The sequence below is a fragment of the Pseudorhizobium xiangyangii genome (genome assembly GCF_020531965.1).
Lineage (GTDB): Bacteria > Pseudomonadota > Alphaproteobacteria > Rhizobiales > Rhizobiaceae > Neorhizobium > Neorhizobium xiangyangii.
The window spans coordinates 131,747-153,957 of the sequence record NZ_JAJAWH010000007.1 but is presented as its reverse complement, the minus strand read 5'-3'; the positions used below and the strand labels follow the sequence as shown (position 1 = coordinate 153,957).

At 59.4% G+C, this 22,211-nt stretch carries 19 protein-coding genes, 1 pseudogene and 1 riboswitch; of the genes and pseudogenes, 10 read left to right on the top strand and 10 right to left on the bottom strand.

Annotation, left to right across the window (positions count from 1 at the left end; translation table 11 throughout):
• Nucleotides 1-37 precede the first annotated feature (37 nt).
• The 8 genes from ehuC to LH464_RS08150 all read left to right on the top strand — a co-directional run bounded on the left by ehuC (nucleotide 38) and on the right by LH464_RS08150 (nucleotide 8,207).
• Entirely contained in the window at nucleotides 38-697 is a 660-nt protein-coding gene (ehuC, locus tag LH464_RS08185; RefSeq protein WP_226785948.1) for an ectoine/hydroxyectoine ABC transporter permease subunit EhuC, read from the top strand.
• Between the two features lie 2 nt (nucleotides 698-699).
• Entirely contained in the window at nucleotides 700-1,359 is a 660-nt protein-coding gene (gene ehuD, locus LH464_RS08180; protein WP_226785886.1) for an ectoine/hydroxyectoine ABC transporter permease subunit EhuD, read from the top strand.
• Between the two features lies 1 nt (nucleotide 1,360).
• Nucleotides 1,361-2,140, top strand: coding sequence for an ectoine utilization protein EutA (eutA, locus tag LH464_RS08175; protein WP_226785947.1), 780 nt, complete (start codon nucleotides 1,361-1,363; stop codon nucleotides 2,138-2,140).
• 4 nt (nucleotides 2,141-2,144) lie between these two features.
• Nucleotides 2,145-3,146 (top strand): hydroxyectoine utilization dehydratase EutB, encoded by a 1,002-nt coding sequence (eutB, locus tag LH464_RS08170; RefSeq protein WP_226785885.1) that lies wholly within the window; start codon nucleotides 2,145-2,147, stop codon nucleotides 3,144-3,146.
• A complete protein-coding gene (gene eutC / locus LH464_RS08165) occupies nucleotides 3,143-4,135 on the top strand; it encodes an ectoine utilization protein EutC (protein ID WP_226785884.1) in 993 nt (330 codons plus the stop codon). The genes eutB and eutC overlap by 4 nt, the downstream gene beginning before the upstream one ends.
• Nucleotides 4,136-4,168: 33 nt before the next feature.
• Entirely contained in the window at nucleotides 4,169-5,350 is a 1,182-nt protein-coding gene (gene doeA / locus LH464_RS08160) for an ectoine hydrolase DoeA (RefSeq protein ID WP_226785883.1), read from the top strand.
• Between the two features lie 7 nt (nucleotides 5,351-5,357).
• Complete coding sequence (gene doeB / locus LH464_RS08155; protein WP_226785882.1) at nucleotides 5,358-6,365, top strand: N(2)-acetyl-L-2,4-diaminobutanoate deacetylase DoeB; 1,008 nt, start codon at nucleotides 5,358-5,360, stop codon at nucleotides 6,363-6,365.
• A gap of 345 nt (nucleotides 6,366-6,710) precedes the next feature.
• The gene (locus LH464_RS08150) at nucleotides 6,711-8,207 is read left to right on the top strand and encodes an acetyl-CoA hydrolase/transferase family protein (protein ID WP_226785881.1); all 1,497 of its coding nucleotides are present in this window, start codon (nucleotides 6,711-6,713) and stop codon (nucleotides 8,205-8,207) included.
• 22 nt (nucleotides 8,208-8,229) lie between these two features.
• Here LH464_RS08150 and thiD read toward each other — a convergent pair whose 3' ends face one another.
• The 10 genes and pseudogenes from thiD to LH464_RS08100 form a co-directional block, all read right to left on the bottom strand.
• Nucleotides 8,230-9,027: a bifunctional hydroxymethylpyrimidine kinase/phosphomethylpyrimidine kinase gene (gene thiD / locus LH464_RS08145; RefSeq protein ID WP_226785880.1), complete on the bottom strand. Its 798-nt coding sequence runs from the start codon at nucleotides 9,025-9,027 to the stop codon at nucleotides 8,230-8,232.
• Nucleotides 9,024-9,659, bottom strand: coding sequence for a thiamine phosphate synthase (gene thiE / locus LH464_RS08140; RefSeq protein WP_226785879.1), 636 nt, complete (start codon nucleotides 9,657-9,659; stop codon nucleotides 9,024-9,026). Before thiE ends, thiD begins: the two co-directional genes overlap by 4 nt.
• Nucleotides 9,656-10,462 (bottom strand): hydroxyethylthiazole kinase, encoded by an 807-nt coding sequence (thiM, locus tag LH464_RS08135; protein ID WP_226785878.1) that lies wholly within the window; start codon nucleotides 10,460-10,462, stop codon nucleotides 9,656-9,658. The genes thiE and thiM overlap by 4 nt, the downstream gene beginning before the upstream one ends.
• 44 nt (nucleotides 10,463-10,506) lie before the next feature.
• Nucleotides 10,507-10,604: riboswitch (TPP riboswitch) on the bottom strand.
• Nucleotides 10,605-10,646: 42 nt separating this feature from the next.
• Nucleotides 10,647-12,599 (bottom strand): malto-oligosyltrehalose trehalohydrolase, encoded by a 1,953-nt coding sequence (gene treZ, locus LH464_RS08130; RefSeq protein WP_226785877.1) that lies wholly within the window; start codon nucleotides 12,597-12,599, stop codon nucleotides 10,647-10,649.
• Nucleotides 12,600-12,692: 93 nt separating this feature from the next.
• Nucleotides 12,693-14,375, bottom strand: coding sequence for a glycoside hydrolase family 13 protein (locus LH464_RS08125; RefSeq protein WP_226785876.1), 1,683 nt, complete (start codon nucleotides 14,373-14,375; stop codon nucleotides 12,693-12,695).
• Nucleotides 14,376-14,524: 149 nt separating this feature from the next.
• Complete coding sequence (locus LH464_RS08120) at nucleotides 14,525-15,616, bottom strand: HlyD family secretion protein (RefSeq protein ID WP_226785875.1); 1,092 nt, start codon at nucleotides 15,614-15,616, stop codon at nucleotides 14,525-14,527.
• Nucleotides 15,617-15,644: 28 nt separating this feature from the next.
• Nucleotides 15,645-17,225, bottom strand: coding sequence for an MFS transporter (locus LH464_RS08115; protein ID WP_390624947.1), 1,581 nt, complete (start codon nucleotides 17,223-17,225; stop codon nucleotides 15,645-15,647).
• 115 nt (nucleotides 17,226-17,340) lie between these two features.
• Nucleotides 17,341-17,796 (bottom strand): MarR family winged helix-turn-helix transcriptional regulator, encoded by a 456-nt coding sequence (locus tag LH464_RS08110; RefSeq protein ID WP_226785873.1) that lies wholly within the window; start codon nucleotides 17,794-17,796, stop codon nucleotides 17,341-17,343.
• Nucleotides 17,797-17,993: 197 nt separating this feature from the next.
• A pseudogene (locus tag LH464_RS08105) lies at nucleotides 17,994-18,367 on the bottom strand (GFA family protein).
• A gap of 110 nt (nucleotides 18,368-18,477) precedes the next feature.
• Nucleotides 18,478-19,152 carry a TetR/AcrR family transcriptional regulator gene (locus LH464_RS08100; protein ID WP_226785872.1) on the bottom strand — a complete coding sequence of 225 codons (675 nt, stop codon included), beginning with the start codon at nucleotides 19,150-19,152 and terminating at the stop codon, nucleotides 18,478-18,480.
• Nucleotides 19,153-19,338: 186 nt separating this feature from the next.
• On the opposite strand from LH464_RS08100, the gene LH464_RS08095 reads away from it, so the two are divergent.
• Nucleotides 19,339-20,223 carry a shikimate dehydrogenase gene (locus LH464_RS08095; RefSeq protein ID WP_226785871.1) on the top strand — a complete coding sequence of 295 codons (885 nt, stop codon included), beginning with the start codon at nucleotides 19,339-19,341 and terminating at the stop codon, nucleotides 20,221-20,223.
• Nucleotides 20,220-22,109 carry a bifunctional sugar phosphate isomerase/epimerase/4-hydroxyphenylpyruvate dioxygenase family protein gene (locus LH464_RS08090; protein ID WP_226785870.1) on the top strand — a complete coding sequence of 630 codons (1,890 nt, stop codon included), beginning with the start codon at nucleotides 20,220-20,222 and terminating at the stop codon, nucleotides 22,107-22,109. The genes LH464_RS08095 and LH464_RS08090 overlap by 4 nt, the downstream gene beginning before the upstream one ends.
• Nucleotides 22,110-22,211: the final 102 nt, after the last annotated feature.

Sequence of the window (22,211 nt, the reverse complement as noted above, 5' to 3'; positions counted from 1 at the left end):
TTTCTTCGATAACCTCGACGATGGAAAGCAATCGCTGATGTCGGTATGGTCCGGCTATTTGACGCTCATTCTTGAGGGCGCACTGGTAACGTTGCAGCTGACCATTATGGGCTCGGCTCTGGCACTGGTCATGGCGTTCCTGGCAGGGCTTGGCCGGCTGTCACGCATCTTCGCGGTGCGCGCCCTTGCTACGACCTATATCGAGTTCTTCCGCGGCACGTCGATCTTCGTCCAGCTCTTTTGGGTCTATTTCGTACTTCCCTTGGCGGGTCTGACCCTGACGCCGCTGCAGGCCGGTGTGCTGGCTCTCGGCCTCAATGTCGGCGCCTACGGTGCCGAGGTCGTGCGCGGCGCCGTCAAGGCGATCGGGCGCGAGCAGACAGAGGCATGCGTGGCCCTAAATCTCTCGCGGTACCAGCGCATGCGGTATGTGATCCTGCCTCAGGCCCTTCCGCTCATGCTGCCGACATTTGGCAACAACGCAATCGAGCTTTTGAAGGGGACCGCGGTGGTCTCACTGATATCGCTCACGGACATGACTTTCCAGGCTCAGGTCGTGCGGGCGCAGACCGGCAATACGCTCATTCCGTTCACGATGATCCTCATCCTCTACTTTGCGATGTCATGGACAATCTCCACGGCCATGCGCTGGTTGGAACGTCGGATGTCGAGAAACCTTGATGGCGTGAGGTCCTGACGATGGAATGGGATTGGGCATTCGTCTGGCAGATCATGCCGACCCTGCTGGAAGGGTTCAAGATCACAATCCTGGCCACGGTGCTGGGAGCTGCCGTAGCGGCTGTGGTCGGTCTTCTTCTGGCGATCATGCGCCGGTCGCCGATCCCGGCAGTCTCGCGCACGGTGGGCTTCGTGTCCGAGTTCATTCGCGGCACGCCTCTCTTGGTGCAGCTCTATTTCATCTTTTACGTCCTGCCGGACATCGGCATCCGGCTATCACCGCTGGTGGCGGGCGTCATTGGTATCGGCATCCACTACGCGACTTACACCGCCGAGGTGTATCGCGCGGGCATCGAGAATGTGCCGCGCGGACAGTGGGAAGCTGCCAAGGCGGCGAACCTCACGACGCCACAGACCTGGGTCCACGTGATCCTGCCGCAGGCGCTGCCACCAATGATCCCGGCGCTCGCCAATTATTTCATCGCCATGTTCAAGGAGACCCCGCTGCTCTCCGCCATCACGGTGCTGGAACTGATGAACCAGGCCAAGAGCATCGCCAACAGCAACTATCGCTACATCGAGCCGATGACGCTGGTGGGGATCTTCTTCCTGGTGATCAGCCTGATCTCGGTTGTCGGACTGCGTTGGCTGGAGGAGCGTTATGCACGAATGGACGACTGACATGGGCGGTGCTGTTGAAATAATACAAACCAACGCCAAACCGCGACTGGACGACAGGCCGCTTGCAAAGCGCATCGGGCTCTTGATCCTTGCTACCGATCACACGACGGAAGTCGATTTCCAGCGGATTGTGGCAAGCGAGCGCATCGGTGTTTACGTGAGCCGCATCCCCTACGCCAATCCGACGACGCCTGAGAACCTGCTGAAGATGCAGCCGGTGTTGACGCAGGGCGCTTCCCTCATTCTGCCGGGGGAGGCGCTGGACGTCGTCATGTATTCGTGCACCTCCGCTTCGGTCGTCATTGGTGACGAAAAGATCGAAAGTGCCATCCGGCAGGCCAAGCCCGGTGTCGCCGTCGTGACGCCGACGGCGGCAGCGGTCAAGGGGCTGAAGGCAGTAGGTGCACGGCGCATCTCGATACTTACGCCATACACTGTCGAAACCAGTCGCCCGATGGCGCAGTATTTCGCAGGCCTCGGTTTTCAGATCGACCGCTTTACCTGCCTCGGCCTCGACGATGACCGGGAAATGGCGCGGATTGCTTCGGACGAGCTGGTCTCGGCTGCTGTTGCTGCAACGGCGCCGCAGTCAGATGCGCTGTTCGTTTCATGCACGGCAGTACGAGCTGCTCAGGTCGCGGCACGCATCGAACCAGAAATCGGCAAACCCATGGTCAGCAGCAATCTCGCCACGGCATGGGCCTGCCTGAGGCTCTGCGGTGAGACGGCGGCTCGCCCCGAACTGGGCACGCTGATGACGAAGCCGTATCCGGAAGGTTGATGTCATGAACACAAGGAGATTGCCGGTTCAATTGGACGACATCCGTGCCGCGTCAGCGAGAATTGATGGCCGCGTGTTGGTGACGCCGATGATCCAGTCCGCCTTGTTGACCGAGCTGGCGGGCTCGCCGGTTCATTTGAAACTGGAGCATCATCAGACAACCGGCAGCTTCAAGCTGCGCGGTGCGACCAACGCGGTTCTTTCGCTCGACGCAGAAGAGCGGGTGCGCGGTGTGGTGGCTGCTTCCACCGGAAATCACGGTCGCGCCCTTGCCTTTGCCGCCAAGGCGGAGGGCTCGAGAGCAACGATCTGCATGTCGTCACTTGTGCCGGAAAACAAGGTCTCGGAAATCCGCCGGCTGGGCGCCGATGTCCGGATCGTAGGACGTTCGCAGGACGAGGCACAGAAGGAGGTCGATCGCCTGGTGGCGGAAGAGGGGCTGGTGATGGTGCCGCCGTTCGACCATCCGGCGGTGGTTGCCGGGCAGGGGACACTGGGTCTCGAAATTCTCGACCAGCTGCCCGACGCTGCGACCCTATTGGTACCGCTTTCCGGCGGAGGTCTTGCGGCCGGCGTTGCAGCGGCAGTCAAAGGCCTGAAGCCCTCGGTACGTATCATCGGCCTTACGATGGAAAGTGGTGCCGCGATGAAGGCAAGTCTCGATGCCGGCGAGCCCGTGCTGGTCGAGGAGGTGTCGAGCCTTGCCGATTCGCTTGGCGGTGGCGTTGGTCTCGACAACCGCGTCACCTTTGCCATGTGTCACGATCTTCTAGATGACGTCATCCTCTTGTCCGAAGCGGAAATCGCGGCCGGTATTCGCCATGCATATGCCGTGGAACGCGAGGTCATCGAGGGCGCTGCCGCCGTGGGAATTGCCGCGATTTTAGCAGGCAAAATTGGCAGTTCCGGGCCGATGGTTGCCATCCTTTCCGGTCGCAACATCGACATGGAGCGTCACCGGCGGATCATCAACGGCGATGACATCTATGGAAGGAATGCCGCATGAGCCGGATGATCATTCTGACCGAGCGGGAGTTGCGCCGGCTGGTGCAGTTGGATCTGGATGCGATCGCTTGTGTCGAGGGGGCTTTCAATGCCCTGGCTACCAAACCTGTGGCCATGCCGCCCATCCTGCGGCTCGATATTCCTGAACATCGAGGCGAAGTGGATGTGAAGACTGCCTATGTGCCGGGTCTGGACGGGTTCGCCATCAAGATCAGCCCCGGTTTTTTCGACAATCCGAAGATCGGCCTGCCCAGCACCAATGGAATGATGGTGTTGCTGTCGGCCAAGACCGGACTTGTGCAGGCACTATTACTGGACAACGGTTACCTGACCGATGTGCGAACCGCCGCGGCGGGTGCCGTTGCAGCCAAATACCTTTCACGTCCGGATTCCAGGGTTGCCACGGTCTTTGGTGCCGGCATGCAGGCGAAGCTTCAGCTCGAGGCGCTGGTGTTGGTTCGCCCTATCAGCGAGGCGCGCATTTGGGCGCGTGATCTGGCCAAGGCGGAGGCCGCGGCCGCAGAACTGACCGCGAAGCTCCGTTTTCCGGTGAGAGCGGAAGCTGATCCTGAGGCTGCAATTGCAAGCGCCGATATCATCGTGACCACGACTCCGTCGGAGACGCCGATCCTGAAGGCAGGGTGGCTTCGATCCGGCCAGCATGTGACGGCCATGGGTTCGGATGCCGAACACAAGAACGAGATCGATCCGTCGGTCATCGCCAATGTCGATGTCTATGTCGCTGACAGCCTGAAGCAGACGCGGCGGCTCGGGGAGCTGCATCACGCAATCGAAGCAGGGCTTGTCTCCGCCGACGCTGAATTCGCCCAACTGGGCGAGGTCGTCGCCGGGCTTCATCGCGGCAGAGCGAGCGTTGACCAGATCACGCTTGCCGACCTCACCGGTACCGGCATCCAGGACACCGCCATCGCCACAAACGCCTTCGCGCGGGCAAATGCCGCCGGCGCCGGTACGCCAATTGAAAGTTGAGCCGGCTGGAATGCCGGGCAGGAAGGGAAGAGTATGACTGGACCTAATCTGAAGTTCTCCCGCGAGGAATATGCCGCACGGCTGGAAAAGACCCGGCGTGCCATGGAAGCCAAGGGCATAGAGGTTCTGATCGTCAGCGATCCATCGAACATGAACTGGCTGACGGGCTACGACGGTTGGTCCTTCTACGTGCACCAGTGCGTTGTCGTGCCGCCAACGGGCGAGCCGATCTGGTACGGCCGTGGGCAGGATGCCAACGGCGCCAAGTTCACGGCCTATCTGAAACATGAAAACATCATCGGCTATCCGGACCATTACGTGCAGTCCACGGAGCGGCACCCGATGGACTATCTCTCGGGCAAGCTGGCTGAGCGCGGTCTCGACAAGCTGGCGATCGGCGTCGAGATGGATAACTACTGGTTCTCGGCGGCAGCTTTCGCATCACTACAGAAGCACCTGCCGAACGCCCGCTTCGTTGACGCAACCGCGCTCGTGAACTGGCAGCGCGCGGTCAAGAGCGAGACCGAGATTAAGTATATGCGTAACGCCGCGCGGATTGTTGAAGCAATGCATCAGCGCATCTTCGACAAGATCGAGGTGGGTATGCGCAAATGCGATCTGGTGGCTGAAATCTATGATGCCGGGACCCGCGGTGTTGACGGCATAGGTGGCGACTATCCGGCGATCGTCCCACTCCTGCCGTCGGGCAAGGAAGCTTCAGCACCTCACCTCACCTGGGATGACAAGCCTATGAAGAAGGGGGAGGGCACGTTCTTCGAGATTGCCGGCTGCTATAATCGCTACCATCTGCCGCTTTCGCGCACCGTATTCCTCGGCAAGCCAACGCAGGCATTCCTCGACGCCGAAAAGGCGACGCTCGAGGGGATGGAGGCCGGTCTTGCAGTCGCCAAGCCCGGCAATACCTGCGAAGACATTGCCAATGCCTTCTTCACGGTCCTCAAGAAATACGGGATCGTGAAAGACAATCGTACCGGCTACCCGATCGGTCTGTCTTATCCGCCGGATTGGGGCGAGCGCACGATGAGCCTGCGCCCGGGTGATCGTACGGAGCTCAAGCCCGGAATGACCTTCCATTTCATGACAGGTCTCTGGCTCGAGGGCATGGGCTTCGAGACGACGGAGAGCATTCTGATCACCGATACCGGCGTCGAATGCTTTGCAAACGTACCGCGCAAGCTGATCGTCAAGGATTGAGGTGGGAATGACAATGTCAGCATTGAGGCCTTCGCCGATCAGCCCAACGGTCGACTTCGAGGCCGAGGGTGTACAGCACGGTTTTTTACGGCTGCCCTACAGCCGTGACGATTCTGCCTGGGGATCAGTGATGATCCCCGTCACCGTCATCCGAAGCGGCGAGGGGCCGACGGCACTGCTGACGGGTGGCAACCATGGGGATGAGTACGAAGGGCCAATCGCGCTCTTCGACCTCGCCTGCGGCCTGAAGGCAGAGGATGTGACGGGCACTGTGATCATCGTGCCGGCCATGAATTACCCGGCGTTTCTTGCCGGTACGCGGACTTCGCCGATCGATAAGGGCAATCTCAATCGCAGTTTCCCCGGCCGACGGGATGGGACTGTGACGCAGAAGATTGCGGACTATTTCCAGCGTGAGCTTCTTCCGCGCGCCGACATCGTCCTCGATTTTCATTCGGGTGGGAGGACGCTTGATTTTCTTCCCTTCTGTGCGGCGCACGTCTTGCCCGACAAGAGCCAGGAGGCGCGAGCCTTCGAATTGGTGAGGGCATTTTCGGCGCCCTACTCGATGAAGATGCTGGAGATTGACGCAGTCGGTATGTATGACACGGCCGCCGAGGAGATGGGCAAGATCTTCATCACCACCGAACTCGGTGGCGGTGGGACAGCGACCGCTAAAAGCGCCGGGATTGCAAAGCGCGGCGTGATGAATCTTCTCCGCTATGCGGGCATCGTCGCAGGCCCGGTGGAGGCAGGGTCCACTACCTGGTTGGACATGCCGGATGGAGACTGCTTTTCCTTTTCGGAGGAAAATGGCCTCATCGAATTCACCGTCGATCTCGGTGAGTCGGTCAAGCGTGGTGACATTGTTGCCCGCATCTACCAGACCGGCCGCACGGGTGCGCCGCCCAGCGAAATTCGTGCGAAGATGGATGGCGTCCTCTGCGCCCGACATTTCCCAGGTCTCGTCAAAGCAGGGGACTGCGTGTCGGTCGTTGCGGTATCGGTCGGCTGACAAACTGACGGCGCTTGGTGGAACGAAGCGCCGTTTATGGCACCGCCAAGCTTATGCGCGCTGTGCCGGAACAATGGCCTCGTAGCAGGATTACCCGACAAGGCAGTTTCCGTCGATAGGCAGACCTCATCGCTGTCACAGCCTTAAAGCTGCGGAATAGGTTGGGTTGAGGAGCTCAGTCCGGGCCTGCAAAAGTCTTCGAAGATCTGTGGCCTTGACTTTGATCAATGTCAGCGTGCCCTTACGATCATAGCTTCGTCCACTTCGAGCATGAGGTGGACATCCCCTTGACTTCTGCAATGGCGGAGGAAAAAGGTGGCCTGTTGTATTTGAGAAGAGACTAAAATGATCGCTGATCGCATCCGCCGCCCCGCCTTGATGGACAAAATCACCACCGCCGAAAAAGCTGCAGCTCTGATCAAGGATGGCATGATCATCGGGATGAGCGGGTTTACCAGGGCCGGTGACGCGAAGGCGGTTCCGATAGCCATGGCCGCTCGAGCAAAGACAGACCCTTTCAAAATAACGCTGATAACTGGCGCCTCCCTCGGCCATGACGTGGATCGAATCCTGACTGAGGCAAAAGTGCTGGCCCGACGCATGCCGTTTCAGGCCGATCGAACGCTCCGCGCCGCAATCAACCGGGGCGAGGTGATGTTCATCGACCAACATCTGTCAGAGACGGTCGAGCATCTTCGTTCCAACCAGCTGGGACCGATCGACTATGCGATCATCGAAGCGGCGGCGATCACCGAGGACGGCGGCATCGTACCTTCGACCTCGGTTGGCAATTCAGCAAGCTTTGCGGTGCTGGCGAAGAAGATCATCGTCGAGATCAACCTGAGCCAGCCGGCGGAGCTCGAAGGCCTGCATGACATCTATTTTCCCGGAAAGCGGCCGTCGCGCGTGCCGATTCCGGTTGTCACCTGCGATAGTCGCGTCGGCTTCCCCTATGTGCCGATCGATCCGGAGAAAATCGCTGCAATCGTCGTGACCGACGACAAGGACAGCGCATCTACCATCGAGCCCCAGGATGACGACACGGGCGCGATTGCTGCCCATCTCATCCACTTCTTCGAGGACGAAGTAAAACAGGGGCGGTTGGACCTGACCTTGCAGCCGCTGCAGGCGGGCATAGGCACGATCGCAAACTCGGTGCTGACGGGCCTTGCCGACGGCCCCTTTCATCACCTGCGCATGTATAGCGAGGTACTACAGGACAGCACGTTCGATCTCTTCGATGCGGGCAAGCTTGCGTTTGCGTCCGGCTCGTCGATCACGCTCTCTTCTGCCTGCGCTGACCGCGTCTTCGGCAATTTCCATAAATACCGGGAGCATCTGGTGCTCCGGCCGCAGGAGATCAGCAACCATCCGGAGGTTATCCGCAGGCTGGGCGTTATCGGCATAAACACAGCGCTCGAGATCGATATCTACGGCAATGTAAACTCCACGCATGTCAACGGCACGCATATGATGAACGGCATTGGCGGCTCCGGGGATTTTGCCCGCAACGCGTATCTTTCCATTTTCGTGACGAAGTCGCTTGCCAAGGACGGCAGGATCTCCTCAGTCGTGCCGATGGTAACGCATGTCGACCACAACGAGCATGACGTCGATATCATCGTTACCGAAAACGGGCTTGCCGACTTGCGGGAACTGGCTCCTCGCGAGCGGGCGGTCCAAATCATCCAGAACTGCGTTCATCCGCAATACCGCGGCGAGCTGCTGGATTATTTCGAGCGTGCGTGTGAGCGCGGCGGGCATACGCCGCATCTGCTGGAAGAGGCTTTCTCCTGGCATGAGCGGATGCGGCAGACAGGTTCGATGCGCGCTGAGACCTGATTTGGGTATTAAATAGATCGGGCTACCACCACTCATGGAAATGGTGCACCGGACCGTGGCCGGAGCCGACCGTCAACGCGTTTGAACGAGCGATCGCTCCAGCCAGATAGGCTTTCGCGGTGCGCACGGCGTCCGCGAGGTCAGCTCCTTTGCCCAGCTCTGCTGCCACCGCACTTGACAGGGTGCAGCCGGTTCCATGGGTGTTGGGGGTTGCGATGCGGGCTGCCTCAAACCATACCGATCCGTGTTGGCCGGTAAGCACGTCCGGACTTTCGGCAGTCTCCAGATGACCTCCCTTGATGAGCGCGGCCTTCGCACCAAGCGAAAGCAGCTGTTCGGCCTGCCTTGTCATCGTCGGGCGATCCTTTGCCTCTGCTGTTCCCAGAAGTGCGGCTGCCTCCGGCAGGTTCGGCGTGATCAACGTGGCGAGGGGCAGCAGTCGGCGTTTGAGGGCATCGACCGCATCTGTCGCCAACAGAGAGTGTCCGCCCTTGGCAACCATCACCGGATCCAGCACCAGGGGGACATCTGGGTGCTCGCTAAGGACATCCGCTACGGCCTCGGCGATCTCTGCGCTGGCAATCATGCCGATTTTTACGGCATCGACCCTGACGTCCGAAAAGACCTCCCGGATCTGGTCGGCCACAAAGGCTGCCGGGATCAGATGGACCCCCGATACGCCTTGAGTGTTCTGGGCGGTCAATGCCGTCAGAACCGCCATTCCGAAAGTTCCGCGGGCAGCGAACGCCTTCAGGTCGGCTTGGATGCCGGCGCCTCCCGAGGGGTCGGAGCCGGCGATGGACAGAATGTTGGCGGTCATCGGCGGGCCTCCTGAATTTCAGCGAGCAGCTGCCTGGCGGCAACCTTCGGATCTGCAGTGCCGCAGATGGCTGAGACGACCGCCATGCCACGCGCGCCGGCGGCAAGCACTGATGCTGCATGTCCTGACTTCAAGCCGCCGATAGCAACAGCGGGCACAGGGGACGCTGCGACGATCCTTGCCAGCCCCTCGAAACCGATCGGCTGTTTGTGGTCCGGCTTTGTGGCGGTCGCAAAGACGGGGCCGACACCGACGTAGTCTACGATCGCCGGATCGACGCGATTTGCGAGGTCAATCGTCTCCACGGAAAGGCCGAGTATCATGTCCGCTCCCAACAAGGCACGGCTCATCGCTGCCGGCAGGTCGCTCTGGCCGACATGTACGCCGTCGGCGCCGATGGCGATCGCTACTTCCACGTCGTCATTGATGATGAGCGGCACGCGTGTTCCGGCAAGTGCGGCCTTCAGTGCCTTTCCGGTCTCGATCATGGCCTTGGTGTCGGCAAGCTTGTCGCGCAGCTGCACCATGGTCGCACCGCCTTCGGCAGCGAGCCGGGCGGTTTCAGCAACGCCGATTTCACGGCAGAGATCCGGATCCAGGACGAGGTAGAGAGAAAGATCAAGGTTTTTCATGCGGCGGTGATCCTTGCTTCGGCGTCGATACGCGCCCCGTCGATTACCGACAGGGCGTCCAGGAACAGCGGTTGGAAGGAGCCGGGTCCTCGCGCTGTGAGACCTGCCTGTTCGCCGGAGACGGCGAACATGGCGAGTGCCGCGACACTGGCTTCAAACGGATTTTCTGGGAGCGCCCCGGCAAAGGCGCCCACAAGGCAGGTAAGGGCGCAGCCAAGTGCGGTCACCTTCGGCATTAACAGCGAGCCTCCTTCGATTCGTACCGATCGGTTGCCGTCGGTGACGAAATCGATCTCGCCGGTTACGGCGACGACGCAGTTTTGCTGTCGCGCCAGGGAGAGGGCAGAGGTTTCTGCCGAACTGCTGCTGTCGCCGCTGTCTACGCCGCGGCCCCGCGCCTCGATGCCGGCGAGGGTCATGATTTCAGACGCATTTCCGCGGATCACCGTCGGCTCCAGGTCGAGAAGTTCGACGACCACAGCCCGCCGGAAACCAGTGGCATAGTGGGCGACGGGATCGAGAACCCACGGCTTGCCTGTCTCGCTGGCGGCCTTTGCCGCAGCCTTCATGCCAGGCACCCCGCCTGCCCACAGCGTGCCGATGTTGATCGTGACCGCAGAGGCTATCCGGGCAAACTCGCCGGCTTCCTCTTCGGCGCTAACCATGGCCGGAGAGGCGCCGGCCGAAAGCAGGACGTTGGCGGCGATGTTCATGGAGACGTCGTTGGTGATGCATTGCACGAGCGGGTTCGTGTGTCGCATCGCCTCAAGCAGCGCTCCGCAGCCTGGCGAAATGGGTGTCATGGAATGCCCTTTCAACGGCGGGGCAGGCGCGGGGCAACATCCGATCAATGGCCCGAACGACTCCCTCCGCCAGCATGATCTGGTTCAGGTTCAAAGGGTTCTTCTCAGCCTACGCACCGCGCAGACGCCCCTGTCGACGGGCAGAATTACAGTAAATCGGCGCGATGTCATCACCGAATCCCGCCTAAATGTTCGAAATCGCCTGCTGCCAGAGGTGCATCGCTTCGCTGCTGGGCTTTTCGAGCTCGTCGAGGGGGAGCGGTGCCATGACGACGGCACTTTCGCCGCTTATTGCCCAGCGCTTGCGAACATCCACCGGTCGTCGACCCGTACCGCCATAAGCCGGATCCTCGCTCGACCAGACGATGGACCATTGCAGGCCGGGTGGTGGAGCGAAAAGCGGATCGGCAAGGCTTTCAACCTCCAGATCCGGTCCCAGATTGCACAGAAGAAGCCGTTCATCCTCTGGCCGGTCGGCAAAAAAGCGCAGTAGAAATGCCGACGACGACATGACACTTCCATCGAGCCGACCATCACGCGCCGAGGGCTGAGCAGCTAACGCTGCCGTGGTTCGTCGTAATGAGAGAAGATCCCGGTGGAGTGCGACCACATGTGCATTACGATCCCATTCAGACCAGTCGAGCTTGACAGCCTCGAACGTAGCGCGATCGCACGGATCTGCCACTTGCCGTAACAGCTGCGGATCAGTGAGGTTCGGGAACTGGCTGACGAACTCCCGACGTCCCGCTCTTACCTCATCCGCATCGTTACCGCGGCGATCGGCGAAATAGTGAAAGTGGCTGGATGCGGCAAACTCCTGGCCCTGGAACAGCATAGGTGTTTGCGGTCCGAGCAGCAGGAGTGCCGTCATTGCGCGCATGCGCGCGGGTGAGGTCATCTGATGAACCCGTTGCCCGGTGCCTGAATTGGCGATCTGATCGTGGTTCTGCAGGAAATGCACGAAATTGCAGGGCCTCAGGTCGAGACCGGCCGTGCCTCGTGGACCATCCTGCCAATCGTACCTCTGGCCCTGAAACAGAAATCCGAACTTGGCGGCCGAGACGAACTCCTGCGCAGTGCCGCGGTGGTCGTGATAATAGGCCTGATTGCGTCCCGTCAGAGCGACCGTTGCAGAGTGATGGAAGTCGTCGTTCCACAATGCATCGAGACCGTAGCCATAATGCTCCGGCGGTCGGACCATTCGCGCTTCCTGCGGCTCGTTCTCGCTGACGAGAAGAACATGCCGTGTTCCGGCAGTCTCCCGACAGGCTCTGGCGATACGGGCCACGATGTGCTCCTCCTTCGTGGCATCGAAGAGTGCCTGGGTGGCATCGATCCTGAGCCCATCGAAGTGGTACTCGTCGATCCAATAAGCGGCATTGCCGGCCACGTATTCCCGAACGCCAAGGCTGTTAGGGCCGTCGAAGTTGATGGACTTGCCCCATTCATTGGCATAGCGGTCGGTGAAGTAGTCGGGGGTAAAGTCGGCGAAACGCTCCCCCGCACCGAAGTGATTGTAGACGACATCGAGGATGACACCGATGCCAAGTCGATGCGCCTCATCAACGAATGCGCGCAGGTCATCGGGGCAGCCATAGAGGCGCGTCGGGGCGTAAAGCAAAGTTCCGTCGTAGCCCCAGCCGAAGGTCCCATCGAACTCATTGACCGGCATCATTTCAAGACAGGTTATCCCAAGCTCTCCAAGCTGGGGTAGCCTTGCCATTGCAGCTCTCCACGTACCCTCCGCGGTGAAGGTTCCAACATGCATTTCGTAGAGCACCTGGCCGCGCCGCTGCACGCCGGACCAACCCGCTTCGTGCCAGTGGTAGGCGAAAGGATTAACCACCATCGACGGACCACGTGGACCTCTCGGCTGGAAGCGCGATGCGGGATCAGCGAGGAGCTCTTTGCTGTCTTCCAGGCGAAGTTGATAAAGGGCGCCGGCCTTTAGGCCATCCATGTACAGGGAAAAGTAACCGTCCAGGTCGGCGTGGGCCTCAATCTCACGGCTATCGTCCAGAACAACGGCCACGGACTTTTTCGACGGTGCCCAGACACGAAACGAGACGCCATCCCCCACAACCTCAGCGCCGACCGGATAGCGGCGGGCAGAATTGATTGCTTCGGTCGGTCTCATGGCTTCAGGCCACCTGGGGCGAGTGATGTTGAGCCGCGGCGCTCTGCGCCTCCGGTGAACGGTCCAACGCTTTTGGTACACGCAAGTTCCGGATCACTCCGCCGGGTTGCAGAGTAACGCGAACGCTTCATAAGGACGTAGCTTTAGCTCTTCCGATATGTCGTCCACGAATGGGTAGTTGCTGACCAGGCAGCTGCCGCATAGCTGCAACTCGTTCGGAACGGTGATGGTCACATCGCGAGAGGTGAAATTGGCGATTACAATCAACCGGTCATCATCCAGCGTGCGGGTGTAGACCAGAACATCCGGATGTTGATCAAACCAGGACTGGTACTGACCGTAAACGATCACCTGATGCTGTTTGCGCAACGCAATGAGCCGTCGATAGTGGTTCCAGATCGACCGGTCATCGGTTACCTGGCTCTCGACGTTCAGCGTCGGATAGTTCGGATTTGCTTCGATCCACGGCGAGCCGGTCGTAAAGCCGCCGTGCGGGGCAGCGCTCCACTGCATTGGAGTGCGGGCGTTGTCGCGGCCACTCTGGTTCGCACCGTGGATAAACTGTTCCGGTGAACGGCCAGCCTCGACGTGGAGTCGATGCATGTTGAGCGTCTCAATGTCCTTGTACTGCTCAATGGAGGTAAAGGGCACATTGGTCATGCCGATCTCTTCCCCCTGATAAATGAAGGGCGTCCCCTTCATCAGGTGCAGCACGGTTGCCAGCATCTTGGCGGACTCCACATGGTAGCCAGAAGTGTTGCCGTAGCGCGAGACGGCCCGTGGCAGGTCATGATTGCCCCAAAACAAAGAGTTCCAGCCGTCGTCGGCCAGCGCGTGCTGCCATTTTCCGAGCACCGATTTCAGCTTCACCAGATCGATGGGTTTCGGACGCCACTTGCCATAGACTTCATCCCAGCTCTGCGTGACGTGCTCGAACTGAAAGACCATCGACAATTCGCCTCGCCGGCGACCGGAGTACAGGAGCGCCGAACCAGGGGTGGCACTCCAGGCCTCTCCAACCGTCAGGACGTCCCGGTTTCCGAACGTCTTGCGGTTCATCTCCTGGAGGTAATCGTGCAGATGTGGCCCGTCCGTCGTTATCCGGGCATCCACCTGTTTTCCGATGAGGTCGATGACGTCCATGCGAAAGCCGGCAATGCCGCGATCAAGCCACCAGTTCATCATCTGGTAAATGGCGTCGCGCACTTCAGGGTTTTCCCAATTAAGATCCGGCTGCCGGCGGGAAAACAGATGCAGATAGTACTCGCCTGATTGAGGTTCCAAGGTCCAGGCAGCGCCTCCGAACGAGGACGTCAGATCATTCGGCGGGCCGCCGTCGGGATCGGGCTTTCTCCAGATATAGTAGTTGCGAAAAGGACTATCCTTCGACCGGCGCGCTTCAATAAACCACGGATGCTCGTCAGACGTGTGGTTGACGACCAAATCGAGCAGGATACCAATGCCGCGCTTGCGCGCTTCCGCGACCAGCCGATCAAAATCGGCGAGCGTGCCGAACTCCGGCGCGATGTCCTGATAGTCAGAAATATCGTAGCCGTTATCGTCCATCGGGGACACGAAGATCGGGGATAGCCAGATGACGGTGATCCCGAGTGCTTGCAGATAATCAAGTCGCTCAATGATGCCCGGCAGATCGCCTACCCCGTCTCCGGTGCTGTCGCAGAAGCTGCGTGGATAGACCTGGTAAATGGTGGCGGTGTGCCACCATTTTCGCTCGATGCCGGAATTAGCAAGCGGCGGATGGGCTGACTGGCTCATGGACAGCTCCGGAGTCGATGGGATCCGTCTGCAACGTGCCATCTGCAGAGCGGTTCCTTGTCGAAGGGAACATTGCGCGGAAGGGCCACTAAGGAGGGCAGAGCTATACATCCGAGAAAACGCCCGCGAGTATTTGTCAGCGCGGGCCGTTACTGTTGCTTGGAGACAGCGTCAGTGTGATCGACAGCGGCCAGTGCCGGACCATCTTGAGCAAGATCGATGTGTGCGACGACGGACATGCCCGGCACCAGCCTTTCTGTCACCGGCTGCTGTGGTTCAATCGCAATCCGGACCGGGATACGTTGCGCTACCTTGGTGAAATTGCCGGTGGCATTATCCGCCTTGATAACGGAAAATTCCGAACCGGTAGCCGGTGCGAAACGCTCGATGCGGCCGACGAAGTCATGGTCGCCCAATGCGTCGACCGTAAAGGTGACGATCTGTCCGGCTGCCATACCAGCAAGCTGGGTTTCCTTGAAGTTGGCCACCACCCAGATCCGGCTTGGCACGATCGACCCAAGCTGGGTGCCGGCGGTGACGTACTGGCCCAACCGTCCGGTTACTTCACCCAGCGTTCCATCCTGCGGTGCAACAACCTGCGTATTCTGCAAGTCGATTTCCGCAAGCTTTACCGCGGCGCGGGCGCTTTCAACGGAAGCTTCCAGGGAGCGTCGGGATACGACCGTGGTATTCAGATCCTGCTCGGCGACAAGAAGAGCGGCCTCCGCCTGATGGACGGTGGCCAGGGCCTGATTGAAGCCGGCCTGCGTCTTTTCCGCGTCACTTTGGGTTGCTATTTTCTTCGCGAGTAACAACCGCGTGCGCTCGTCTGCCGTCCTTGCAGCCTCGAACGCGGCCTTGGCGCCTTCGAGCTGCGCCCGGGCCGAAACGATCTTTGCATCGGCACTCTTCTCGCTCTGGTCGGAATTGGCCAGTGACGCTTTTGCAGTCTCAAGTGACGCCTTGGCCTGTTCCAGCTTCTGCCTGTAGATGCGGTCATCGATACGGGCGATCACATCGCCTTGCTTGACCTTCTGGTAATCCTGCACCGGCACCTCGACCAGATAGCCGGCGAGTTGCGGACTGATCAGCGTTACCTGCCCGCGGACATAGGCGTCGTCGGTCATCTCGACCGTGCCGTGGAATGGAGGCAGGTTCCATGTGTAGAGGATGACGCCGACGCCGGCGAGGCCGACAAGGATGGCGACATAGGTGGCAAGGGAACGGAATATCGTGGTCATGGCTTCTATCACTCAATGAGATCTTGTGTCAGGCGATGGCGGGCTGAGCGGACGGCTGCCGTTGCAGCCAACGCTCGCGGTTTCGCCAAGCCACATGGATGAGCAGGGAAAACAGCGCAAAAAGCGCGAGAAGCGCTGTCATCAGGAACGCGTCGTTGTAGGCAAGGACATACGCTTGCTGCGTTGTCTGCCTTGCAAGGAGCTGAGCCCCCTGGATGTTCTGCTGGGCCGGATCGCTCATCACCTTCCCGTAGGCGGCGCCGAGCTGGCGAAGGCGTTGAACGACAAGCGGGTCGGTGGATTGCAGATCCGAGACAAGGCGGAACGAATGAAACTGTTCTCGCCACTGGACAAACGTGCCGAACAAGGCGCTGCCGATAAACCCACCGACCTTTTGCGTCGTCAGGAAAACGATGATGAAGGACAGGACGTATTTCGGTCCCCGTTTCAGCGCCGATGTCAAACCGATGGCCACTGCGGGTGGCAGGAACAGCCCGGCGGCAAATCCGATAAGCATCTGGCTGAGATACATCTGCTCCGGACGAGTAAGAGCGGTCGAATGGCTGTCTAGATAGCTGCCGATCGCCAGAAGGAGCAACGAAACGGCGTGGATCGCAGCCTCCCGGCCTGGTTTCATAACGGCTGCGCATACGAGGCCGGACAAAACCGATGCACCTAGAATGACCCAGTAAAGGCCTGCGAGTTGCTCATTCTGAAGACCCATTGTCCGCAGGAAATAGATTGCGCCGCTGGATTGCTCCGACAGGATGATGCGGAATACCAGCAACGCGCCGGTGATGTGGATGATTTCCCGCGATGTCAGCCAGCGGATATCGAGCAGGTGATCCTTGCGGTTCAGCTCGATCACCGCCACCACCATGGCCGAGATAATGCTGCCGACGATCAGCCAGCCGAGCCAGTCAGCCTCTGTCCACCAGTAAAAACGCCCGACCACGAGAGCAATGGCGAACAAGCCCATCGCCATGGCGAGGAAGCAGTACGTGATGACGTCGAGAAGGCTGATCACTTTCTCGCGGGGCGGCGAGGTGAGGGGCAGCAGATAGATGAGGCCGAGCGAAATCATCGCCATCCCCAATTCGACGACGTAGAGCGCGTGGTAGCCGCCGATATCGAGCAAGGCGGGTGAAATGAGACCCGCCACAGGTGTGGGAAGGGCCAGCGCCGTCAACGCCAGACAAAGGCCGATGTTGAGTTTTCTGTGCGGCGGCACTGACTCCAGCATGTAAAGAAAAGCCATGGAAGACATCGGCGCGGCGGCGATGCCGGCGAAGAAGCGCAAAACCAGTGCGCTCTCGTAGCCTTCCACCCAAAGATGAGCGATACAAACCAGAACATAAGCGACAATGGCCACCTCGCAGAAATTGCGTATGCCGTACTGGGTTCGCAGCTTGAACAGCAGCAGCGAAAGGCTGACATTGGGGAACAGATAGGCGGCCATCAGCCACGCAGCTTCGCCCTGGGTAAGGTGCATCGGCCCGGCGATTTGTTGCAGGTTTGTCGAAATGAAACTCAATCCGAGCCCTTGGGTCAGGGCAACGATGGTTGCAGCGATGATGTAGCCTGCTGTCAGCAGCGGCGACCTGGGCACGAAAGCAGGGGGGGCAGAAGGTTGCTGTTCCCGCAATGCAGCCGGTGCTTCTACCGATGCGCCTGCTATGGGCACGTCGCCCGATCTTTCCAGGTGAGCCGTTGTGGCAAGGGCTTCACGTGAGGTCACGAAGGTCCTCCATGAGCATTGCTCTCTCGCCAAGCTTGTTGAGTAGCTGGATTCCGGCCGCGATATCCTCGGAGTTGATGTCAGCAAAAATCTCCAGTCGCATCGAATGTCCGATGGACGTCACCAGAGCGGCCTGTTCCGTTCCACGCGGTGTCAGGACAATAAGTTTGGCTCGTCTGTCCTTGGGGTCCGGTTGCCGTTCGACAAGACCGTGTTCTTCCATTCGATCCAGAATGCGAACCATCGTCGCCTGCTCGAGTTCCAGCTCACAGGCAAGCTCGCTTTGAGTCATGCCGGGCTTCTTGGAAAGCCTGAGCAGTGCGCGGGCGCGGGGGTAGGTAAGGCCGTGGGCCGTGACCCTCTGGTTAAAGGCTGTTCGAATCTTTCGGCTGGCATTCGTCAATGCCTCGAGAAACTCCGAGGTCAGCGCGTCCTTGTTCATGGCGAAACTCAAAATTGTTAGGGTGCTAACTATATGTGCGCTATAGTTAGCACCGCAATCATCCTGTTTCAAGGAGGCGGATGAGTGGAATCTGGTATCAGCGAAGCAGGCTTCTGGCCGCTATTGATGGAGTCGGCACGTCGATGACGTGCGGGGCGGCGCTTGACGGATCGAACACGGATTTGCTCGCCGGGGGCTTACTGCCGATCCTCCTCGAACTGCTCTGCCCCGACAAGCGGATGCAGCCAGTCCTCCCGCCGCTTGGTCCATATTTCGTAGGTCGGCTGATATCGGTGGGTGCCATGTCGAAAGAGCCGACGCGGATCTCGACTTCGCCTTCGCCCGGATTGAACAATCGCGAGCCGCAGTCGATGCAGAAACCGCGTCCTTCAAAGATCTTGATCTGGCCACTGCTCTCAAAGGCGTGTGCTGGCCACACGGCGAATGTCACGAAGCTTGAGCCGCTTTCCTTTCGGCAATCGGCGCAATGGCAAAGTCCGGTCCTGAGCGGCGGGCCTTTGACGGAGTAGCGAACGGCGCCACAGAGGCAGCTTCCCGAACGGATGATCATGTCCCGCCTCCTCTTATTGATCTGCCAGTATCAACCGCCGGGACCCGGATCCGGTTGATGGAGGCAGAACGGAGGTTTGGGCCTTTTCGTTCCTGTTTGCGGTGTTGAAGCTACTTCGTCTGAGGCGTGGCTTCGCCGTCCCGCGTCGTGACGTAAGCCAGTACGGCATCTGCGATCATCGTCCTGTGGCGCTCGTAGAATTCCGGTGCCGAAAGATCGCGGTGGAAGATCGTGCCGAAGGTGTATCGGTTGGAGACGCGAAAGAAGCAGAACGCACTGATCATCATGTGAAGGTCGATCGGATCGATATCGTGGCGGAACGTACCGTCCCTGCGGCCCCGCTCCAGGATGTCGCTTATGGTACGGATCACCGAAATGTTGAGTTCGCCGATTTCCGACGATCGCTTCATGTGATTTGCGTGGTGGATGTTCTCGATGCTGACGAGGCGTACGAACTCGGGGTTCTTTTCGTCGTGGTCGAACGTGGTCGTAATCAGCGTGCGAAGTGCCTGCACGGGAGGCATGCCTGCTAGCTCGAGATCGGCCTCCAGAGAGCGGATCTTGCGATAGGCCTTCTCCAGCACGGCGAGATAGAGGTCTTCCTTGCTGCCAAAGTAATAATAGATCATCCGCTTGGATGTGCGCGTCTTTTCCGCAATTGCGTCAACGCGACCGCCCGACAGACCAAACGCAGCAAATTCTTCGGTGGCGACCGCAAGAATGTCTTCCCTGGTCTTTTCGGGATCGTTCTTTCGGCTTTCGCGCTCTGAAGTCGGGTTCGTCACAATCAATTTATCCCATCAATCAACGGAGCGCGTGGTGCCCGCCCCGCAAGCTATGGCCGTTTCTTCATATTGGGCTTGCGCTTGGCTTTCAATGCCTTCGATAATTGACACGAACTAGTTAGTACATTAATCCAGATCAAGGAGCGAGGCGTCACCATGACGCATGTAAGGGAGTGGGCTTGGATTATGTCAGCATATCGGGTCGGCCTTATCGGTAACGGTATACAGGCCTCGTTGACGCCGGCCATGCATATGGCCGAGGGCAAGGCCCAGGGACTTTCCTATCGCTACGAACTTCTCGACCTCGATGGCATAGAGGGCGGGGCGGAGCGACTTCCAGAGCTTATTGCGGACTGTGAAAGAGATGGCTTTGCCGGTCTCAATGTCACCCATCCCTGCAAGCAGTCCGCCATTTCCTTCGTCGATGATCTTTCCGAGGAAGCAAGTGTGCTAGGCGCGATCAATACCATCGTGTTCAGGGATGGTCGCCGCTTCGGCCACAACACGGATTGGTGGGGCTTTGCCGCAAGTTTCCGACGCGGGCTAATGGATGCAGACCTTGGCTGCGTGGTGCAACTTGGAGCGGGCGGAGCGGGAGCCGCGACTGCGTTCGCCATTCTTCGATCCGGCGCCGGCGCGCTCATCATCTTCGACAGGGACCAAAGCCGCGCAGAAGCCCTGGCTGAGACGATGCGCCGTTATTTTCCTGCCGCCATCGTTCAGGCTGGCGTCGATCTCGGCGCATCTATGGCTGAAGCATCGGGGTTGATCCATGCAACGCCGACCGGAATGACAAAGTATCCTGGGCTACCGCTCGATCCAGATATGTTGCGCCCCGCTCAATGGGTTGCGGAAATTGTCTATTTCCCGTTGATTACGGAATTGCTGGCGCAGGCGCGCAGCCGAGGTTGTCGCACGCTGGATGGGGGAGGCATGGCGGTGTTTCAGGCGGTCAAAGCCTTCCATCTGTTTACGAATGTCGAGCCTGATCCAGAACGCATGCAGCGGCACTTTGCTGAGTTGACGGGCGATGGCGAGGGGCGGCAATTGACCAGCGGGATGATGGGATGAAGACTTCGATCGCGACGGTATCGATCAGTGGTGAGCTTCCGGAGAAACTGGAGGCAATCGCGAGCGCAGGGTTCGACGGGGTCGAGATCTTCGAGAACGACTTTCTCGCCTTCGACGGAAGTCCCCGAGATGTCGGTCGCATGGTTCGCGACTTCGGGCTGGAAATTACGCTGTTTCAGCCCTTCCGCGATTTTGAAGGAATGCCGGAGCCCCACCGCTCGCGGACGTTCGACCGTGCCGAGCGCAAGTTCGACGTGATGCAGGAACTGGGAACGGATCTTGTGCTCGTTTGCTCCAACGTGTCTCCAGTCTCTCTGGGTGGTATCGACAGGGCCGCGGCCGATTTCCATGAACTGGGCGAGCGGGCGGCAAAACGTGGTTTGAGGGTAGGCTACGAGGCGCTGGCCTGGGGGCGGCACATCTTCGACCATCGCGATGCCTGGGAGATCGTCCGACGCGCCGATCACGCGAGCATCGGCCTCATCCTCGACAGCTTCCATACGCTATCCAGGAAGATCGATATTGGCTCGATCCGGTCGATCCCGAAAGACAAAATCTTCATCGTCCAGCTTGCCGATGCACCGCTGATCGATATGGACCTTCTCTACTGGAGCCGTCATTTCCGGAACATGCCCGGCGAGGGTGACCTGCCGGTAGCCGACTTTGTCGCGGCGGTCGCCGAGACCGGGTATGACGGTTATTTTTCGCTGGAGATCTTCAACGATCAGTTCCGCGGCGGCCTGCCAAAGGCAATTGCTGCGGACGGCCACCGGTCGCTGATTTATCTCGGCGATCAGGTGCGGCGAAATCCGAGCGTGGCAAGCCTGACACTTCCAGCCATGCCGGCGCGGCAGCCTGTCACGGGCGTCGGCTTTGTCGAGTTCTCGGCCGGCGGGGCAGATGCAGTGCAGCTGACGGCCATGTTGCGCTCCCTCGGCTTCCGTAAGGCGGCTGTGCACAAGACCAAGAAAGTCGATGTGTATCAGCAGGGAGAGATCCGGGTTCTCGTCAATACCGACGAGGCAGGTTTTGCCAACGCTGCTTACGCGGTGCATGGCACCTCCGCATATGCCATGGCTCTCCAGGTACCGGACGCGGCAGACGCCATGGCGCGTGCGGTTGCACTCGGCGCCGAGGCGTTCAGCCAGCCTGTTGGTCCGAGCGAAGTGGAGATCCCGGCAATTCGGGGCGTGGGTGGCGGACTTGTCTATTTGATCGATGCCAAAGCCGACCTCGGCCGCATCTGGGATATCGACTTCACGGCCGTCGATGACGATAACGCTCCGCAGCCCGCCCATCTGCAGGCCGTGGATCACATAGCGCAGACCGTATCCTATGACGAAATGCTGACCTGGCTTCTGTTCTACACATCGATTTTCGAAACGGAGAAAACTCCGGTGGTCGATATTATCGATCCTGCCGGCGTGGTGCGTAGTCAGGTCATCCAGAATGACACCGGCACACTCCGCATCACGATGAACGGTGCCGAAAACCGGCGCACGTTGGCGGGCCGCTTCATCGCGGAGAAATTTGGCTCCGGCATTCAGCATCTTGCCTTGAGAACCGACGATATCTTCGCCACCTCGTCGGCGCTCAGGGCCAACGGATTCAGAGTCTTGCAGATCTCGCCGAACTACTATGGTGATGTGGAAGCGCGCTTTGGTCTTGACCCCGAGCTGACAGAGCGGCTGAAGGCAGAGAACATCCTGTATGATCGTGACGAACACGGAGAATACTTTCAGCTCTACAGCGGCACGTATGGCGAAGGCTTCTTCTTCGAGATCGTGGAGCGCCGAAACTATCGCGGTTATGGTGCTGCCAACGCTATCTTCCGCATCGCTGCACTCAAGAAGCAGATCAGACCAGAGGGTATGCCTGCCAAGTAGCTTAATTGACTAAACGAACTATTTCGTACATTCTGAATTCGAGCAGGACCCAAGGGTCATTGGTCGGGAGGATCATCCGTCAGGATGAAAGGGAAACCAGGA